Here is a 6,635-nt window from a genome sequence, read left to right as displayed (position 1 = left end):
AGTATTTTGACAAAAATATCCTCTATTTTAGACTGCGTAGCTGAAATTGCCCCACAAGCTTCCAGCCCTTGGTAGCAAAGGGATTTTAGTTATTGCGGGAATTACTGCCCGGTGGCGGCATCAATACCCGACGATTAGAGTGGCGCAATCTATCCTTATTCGTTTATGCACGTTGCTATGCCACCAGTAACTTGAAGCTTATTTTTGCCAGATAGCTTCGTTCTGAGTCAAAGTATGCTTCGGTCAGAGGGTGTTGTTCTAACCAGTCTTCCGGGAAAAACAGGGATATGGTAGAGCCGGATAAGCTGATGGAATATTCCGGTAAGGTATCGTCGCGACCATGACTCAGCACATTGGCAATGCGCAGCAGGATAATCAGCCGCATCAGCTTGCGTGATACCGCCTTGGGCCAGGCGGAAAGGAGTGATTTGGATATGGAACGTCTGTGGCCCCTGACGAGCAGCGCAAGTTGCTGCTGTTCTCTCTTGCTGAACCCCATCAGGTCAGAGTTATCGATCAGGTAAGCACCATGTCGATGGTACTGTGTATGGGAGATATCAAGCCCTATCTGGCACACACGCGCAGCCCAGGACAGCAGCTCAAGATCACAGTCGCCCAGTTCCCAGATATCAGCCGTCATGGCAAAGCAGTTTCGGGCATGATTCATGACCCTGAAGGCCTGTTGCTCATCAACATGATAGCGGCTCATCAGGGCATTTATGGTTCGCTCCCGAACGTCTTCATGGCGGTCCCGCCCGAGCATGTCGTGCAGAACACCCTCCCGAAGTGCACCGTCAGAGTAATGCATGCGTTCGATGCCAAGGGCATCGAAGCCTGCCATGAGAATGGCCAGGCCTGCTGGAAAAATCGCCTGACGATCAGGCTTCAGCCCGGGAAAACGAACACGGCCGATCTGGTTAAACTTCAGGACTTTGAGCTTGAGCATCTCCAGATTTTCCCGGGTGATGGTATCACTCTCTCCCATGGCCTGAAGAATGCTGCTGACCGCACGAATTGAACCTGATGACCCTACGGCATCAACCCAGCCCAAATGGGTAAATGATTGTTCAATATTGAGTAATTCCAGTCGTGCAGCGTAATAAGCGGACTGGAATCGTTGTGGTGTGAGTTCTCCGGTGCCAAAAAAACGGTCGGTAAATACCACGCAGCCCATGTGCAGGCTTTCCATCAACTTTGGCTCAAAACGTTCGCCAATAACGAACTCGGTACTCCCGCCACCGATGTCCATCACCAGACGGCGCTCATTATCATCGGACTGGGTTTGGGCAACACCAAGGTAAATGAGACGAGCTTCTTCCCTGCCCGCGATAATTTCAACCGGGTAGCCCAGGATAGACTGGGCCTGGTCAACAAAAGCATCGCTGTTCCGCGCCTTACGCAGGGCATTGGTACCCACGACTCTGACCGCTTGAAAGGTATTGCCAGCGAGGTACTGGGCAAACTGTTCCAGACAACTGAAGCCCCGCTTCATTGCTTCAGCCGTTAGCTCGTCGTGCTGGTTAAGGCCTGCAGCTAACTGAACCTTTTTGCCCAGCCTTTCTACTGGTCGGATTTCACCCTGATCCACCCTGGCTACGATCATGTGAAAGCTGTTTGAGCCCAGGTCTATGGCGGCTACGAGAGGTAGGCTGCCGGACTGTTTACGCCCTTGTTTTGTCATGGTATTTCATAGCTAATATATTGAAAATATTATGTTTTTCAGTGCTTTCAATGCTCGTTTTAACAACCTGACAATACCGGGTTGCAGACCGGAGCATAACCGATGTTAAAAGGTTAACTTTAATCGAGTTATGCACACAAATCCTACTGGCTGTATTGCCAGGGGCAAAGCTACACTGATGACTGAAAAACAGGCCTGTGTCATATGGCAATCTTATAAGCCTCCATGCTCAATGGCATTTTTATAGAAAAAAAAGCCACAAAATTCCATGAATCAGGCATAATAGGTCAGTTCTGGGCCGGTGATATCTTTTGGCAGCCTGTTTGGCTTGCCCTCGGTCAAGGCTCCTGAGTTTACTTTAAACACTTTTAAGTACTAATTAAGTACCCTGGTTAGGAGATCCATTCCATGAGCGAAATTGTCAAAGTGACAGATGACTCCTTCGAAGAAGTGGTTCTGAAGGCGGAAGGTCCGGTACTGGTTGACTATTGGGCTGAATGGTGTGGTCCTTGCAAAATGATTGCCCCCGTTCTTGATGAAATTGCCCAGGACTACGACGGCAAGCTGACCGTCTGCAAGCTGAATATTGATGAGAATGAGGCAACCCCGCCAAAATACGGTGTGCGTGGTATTCCTACGCTGATGCTGTTTAAGGGCGGCAACGTAGAAGCTACGAAAGTGGGTGCGCTGTCCAAATCACAGCTGACCGCATTTTTGGATAGCAATCTGTAATTGCTGGTCATTGGTGGTTGTGACAGACCGTTACAGCCACTTGACTGGCCTCAATTTTATAGCCATTTGATTAAATTTTTGAATCAATTCAGTTGACGAAGTCTTAATTCTTGATTATTTTCCAGAAATGGATATAGACTGTAATTACACAGGGCTGTCAGGAATCTTCTGACCTCAGGGATATGGCCCAGACAGGGCAGCCGTTATAAACACTCGCAGGCATCAATCAACACTTAGCTGTCCTTTATCATAATAAGTCAAATACTTTCTGATCTTCCTGCAAAGACAACGGCCACTTACCTTTCAATTTAACATTCGCACACTACTGGTTATGCATCTTACCGAACTGAAGAAAAAGTCTGTTCCTGAACTTCTGGCGATAGCGAATGAAATGGGTCTCGAAAACCTTGCCCGTTCCAGGAAGCAGGATGTAATTTTCACCATACTCAAACGCCATGCACGCAGTGGTGAAGACATCTATGGTGACGGTGTTCTGGAAATTCTCCAGGATGGTTTTGGTTTTCTCCGTTCCGCTGATAGTTCCTATCTGGCGGGACCGGACGATATTTATGTTTCCCCAAGTCAGATTCGCCGATTTAATCTGAGAACGGGCGATACGATTTCCGGGAAAATCCGTCCACCCAAGGAGGGAGAAAGATATTTTGCCCTCCTCAAGGTGAATGAAATCAATTTTGACCAACCAGAAAATGCCCGCAATAAAATCCTGTTTGAAAACCTTACGCCATTGTTTCCCCAGGACCGTCTCACTATGGAGATGGGAAATGGTGCAACAGAGGATTTAACCGCTCGAATTATCGACCTGGTAGCTCCCATTGGCAAAGGTCAGCGTGGCCTGATTGTCTCTCCTCCTAAAGCGGGTAAAACACTGATGCTGCAAAATATTGCGGCAAACATTACCCGTAATAATCCGGAGTGCTACCTGATTGTTCTGCTGATTGATGAGCGTCCGGAAGAAGTTACCGAAATGTCCCGGTCCGTGCGTGGTGAAGTGGTCGCCTCTACCTTCGATGAGCCTCCTTCACGTCATGTGCAGGTTGCCGAGATGGTGCTGGAAAAAGCCAAGCGCCTGGTAGAGCACAAGAAAGACGTGGTTATTCTGCTGGATTCCATTACCCGTCTGGCCCGTGCTTACAACACTGTGATTCCCTCTTCCGGCAAGGTGCTTACGGGTGGTGTGGATGCTCATGCCCTTGAGCGTCCGAAGCGTTTCTTTGGTGCTGCCCGAAACATTGAAGAGGGTGGCAGCCTGACCATTCTGGCAACCGCACTGGTTGATACCGGCTCCAAGATGGATGAGGTTATCTTTGAGGAATTCAAGGGTACCGGTAACATGGAACTCCACCTTGACCGTCGGGCGGCTGAAAAGCGGGTCTTCCCTGCTATTGGTATCAACAAGTCAGGCACTCGCCGTGAAGATCTGCTGACCACGGAAGAAGAGCTTCAGCGTATGTGGATTCTGCGTAAAATCCTGCACCCAATGGATGAAATTCAGGCCATTGAATTCCTGCTGGACCGTATGAAGCACACCAAGACGAATGAAGAATTCTTCCAGTCCATGAAACGGAAGTAATTTTTATTCCCACAGGAAGGACTGTGAGAAGGATGTCGATCACGATCACAGTCCCTGCCGGGGGATAAGGCCAAAGCACCCTGCAAGCCTGTTTCTACCAATGAGCCATTGCGCAACTACCCGGTCAGACTTTGATCTTTCAGTCCGTTCATTTTGCGGGCCGAAAAGACCGTGAAAGGCAAGCTTCGGTTATTCGATCCTCATAATCAGACAGCAATAACCTCTTTATCATCTGTTTCAACTGACGTAGTTTTCACTGTTCAGGAGAAAACTGCCAAAGCCTGAAAAAGTCAGAGCCAAAGAAGAAATATTCATGAAATACAAGGATCTCCGGGATTTCATTGATCAGCTGGAAAAACAGGGGGAACTCAGGCGAATCACGTTTGAAGTTGACCCGGTTCTGGAAATGACTGAAATCTGTGATCGAACCCTGAAAAAAGGTGGTCCCGCCCTATTGTTTGAAAACCCCAAAGGCTTCGATATGCCCGTGTTGGCGAACCTGTTTGGCACGCAGAAGCGGGTTGCCCTGGGGATGGGGCAGAAGGATATCGGTGCTCTGAGAGAAGTGGGTGAGCTGTTGGCCTACCTGAAAGAGCCGGATCCCCCAAAAGGTTTAAGAGATGCCATTGAAAAGCTGCCGCTGTTCAGACAGGTGCTGAACATGGGACCAAAGGTGGTTAAATCGGCACCTTGTCAGGAAGTGGTACTGCAAGGTGATGATATTGATTTAACCCGGCTACCAATTCAGACTTGCTGGCCAGGGGATGCCGCACCATTGATCACCTGGCCCCTGGTTATTACCCGTGGCCCGGAAAAAGAGCGCCAGAACCTGGGCATTTATCGTCAGCAGCTGCTTGGCAAGAATAAATTAATCATGCGCTGGCTATCCCATCGGGGTGGGGCGCTTGATTTCAGGGACTGGCAGAAAAAACACCCGGATACCCCTTTTCCGGTATCCGTGGCTTTAGGCGCTGACCCCGCGACCATTCTTGGTGCTGTGACACCGGTCCCTGACTCATTATCAGAATATGCGTTTGCCGGTCTGTTGAGGGGCAGAAAAACCGAGTTAACCAAAAGTCGCACGAATGATTTGCAGGTTCCTGCCAGTGCCGAGATTGTCCTTGAAGGTTTTATCTATCCCGGGGAGATGGCGGATGAGGGCCCATACGGCGATCATACCGGCTATTACAACGAGGTTGAGTCATTCCCGGTGTTTACGGTTGAATGTGTGACACACCGGCGCAACCCCATTTATCACAGCACCTATACAGGGCGCCCGCCGGATGAGCCGGCAATACTGGGATTGGCTTTTAACGAAATATTCGTCCCTATTCTCAAGAAGCAGTTTCCTGAAATTGTTGATTTTTATTTACCGCCAGAGGGTTGCTCTTATCGGCTGGCAGTCGTTACCATGCGTAAGGAGTATCCGGGGCATGCCAAGCGGGTTATGCTGGGTGTCTGGTCATTCCTGCGACAGTTTATGTACACCAAGTTTGTGATTGTGACCGATGATGATGTCAATGCCAGGGACTGGAATGATGTGATATGGGCGATGACTACCCGTATGGACCCGAAAAGAGACTCAGTCTTCATCGACAACACGCCCATTGATTACCTGGATTTTGCTTCTCCCGTTGCCGGACTGGGATCAAAGGTCGGCTTTGATGCCACCAACAAGTGGGAAGGTGAAACCAGCCGGGAGTGGGGAACAGCCATTTCGATGACAGATACCATTAAACATCGGGTTGATGCTATTTGGGATCAGCTTGGCATCGATAATTAATACTTATGTAGCATATGGCTTCAGGAAGCCCGGGGTTCCTGAAGTTTTAAGCGTTAGAGGTAGCGGTATTCGTGCAGAACAACCCAGTTTCCACCCAGTCTTGCCAGGTTGCCAATCTTCAGTTGTTATCGGAAGGTATTTACCGTGTCATCCTCACGCCTCATGAGGGCTATTTCCCGGACTACCGGGCAGGGCAGTACCTTGAGATGCTCCTGGCAGGTGGTGAAGCCTGCGCGTTCTCTATAGCCAGCCCCCCGGTTCCCGGTCAAAAGGAGCTGGAATTACATATTCAAAAGTTATCTTCCAGCGCTAATTCCATTGAACTATTCAATGAGCTTGAGCAGGGGAGCATTTCAATCCGAATGCCAAAAGGTCAGTGCTTTCTTGCAAGTGTTCCGGATAAACCACTGGTGTTTATCGCTGCGGGTACCGGATTTGCCCAGATGAAAAGCATGATTGAGTTCTCACTGAACAAGCCAGGGCATCAAGATATCTACCTGTACTGGGGGGCTCGTTCGCCAGAAGGGTTTTATATGCCTAATCTTCCTATTCACTGGGCTTCTTCTCAATTTCACTACCACCCGGTGGTCAGTGACGCGCTTGGAGAAGCGGGCTGGCAAGGGCGTCATGGGCTTTTGTTTGAGGCGGTCATAGACGACAAAAACCTGCTCCTTGGCAGTGAAGTCTTTATCAGCGGATCTCCACAGATGGTTTATGCAACATTTGATGCACTGGTAGCAGAAAATTTCCAGGCGAAAAATATTCACTCTGATGTCTTTGCATACGCACCGAGATCTTGATAAGGCTTAATCACATCGACAGTAGAAAATTCATATAGTTTAATAAAA

5 protein-coding genes are annotated in these 6,635 nt (G+C 49.1%); 4 read left to right on the top strand and 1 reads right to left on the bottom strand.

Translation table 11 applies throughout. From position 1 onward, the window contains the following. Nucleotides 1-175: 175 nt before the first annotated feature. Nucleotides 176-1,681 (bottom strand): exopolyphosphatase, encoded by a 1,506-nt coding sequence (locus tag ACO6V1_RS12300; RefSeq protein WP_422444324.1) that lies wholly within the window; start codon nucleotides 1,679-1,681, stop codon nucleotides 176-178. A gap of 408 nt (nucleotides 1,682-2,089) precedes the next feature. Between ACO6V1_RS12300 and trxA the strand changes: the two genes are divergently transcribed. From trxA to ACO6V1_RS12280, 4 genes are all read left to right on the top strand, one after another. After that, the gene (trxA, locus tag ACO6V1_RS12295; protein ID WP_101745329.1) at nucleotides 2,090-2,413 is read left to right on the top strand and encodes a thioredoxin TrxA; all 324 of its coding nucleotides are present in this window, start codon (nucleotides 2,090-2,092) and stop codon (nucleotides 2,411-2,413) included. A 331-nt stretch (nucleotides 2,414-2,744) separates the two neighbouring features. Further along, nucleotides 2,745-4,004, top strand: a complete 1,260-nt coding sequence (gene rho, locus ACO6V1_RS12290; RefSeq protein ID WP_101745328.1) for a transcription termination factor Rho — start codon at nucleotides 2,745-2,747, stop codon at nucleotides 4,002-4,004. A gap of 313 nt (nucleotides 4,005-4,317) precedes the next feature. Further along, on the top strand, nucleotides 4,318-5,787 hold the full coding sequence (gene ubiD, locus ACO6V1_RS12285) for a 4-hydroxy-3-polyprenylbenzoate decarboxylase (protein ID WP_422461674.1): 1,470 nt from the start codon (nucleotides 4,318-4,320) through the stop codon (nucleotides 5,785-5,787). 71 nt (nucleotides 5,788-5,858) lie between these two features. Beyond that, nucleotides 5,859-6,587, top strand: coding sequence for a hypothetical protein (locus ACO6V1_RS12280; protein WP_422444319.1), 729 nt, complete (start codon nucleotides 5,859-5,861; stop codon nucleotides 6,585-6,587). Nucleotides 6,588-6,635: the final 48 nt, after the last annotated feature.

This window comes from Endozoicomonas sp. ALC013 (genome assembly GCF_049310205.1).
In the GTDB taxonomy this organism is placed as follows: Bacteria; Pseudomonadota; Gammaproteobacteria; order Pseudomonadales; family Endozoicomonadaceae; genus Endozoicomonas.
Note: the sequence above shows the minus strand (reverse complement) of the source record. Positions and strands in the feature narration are given on the sequence as shown.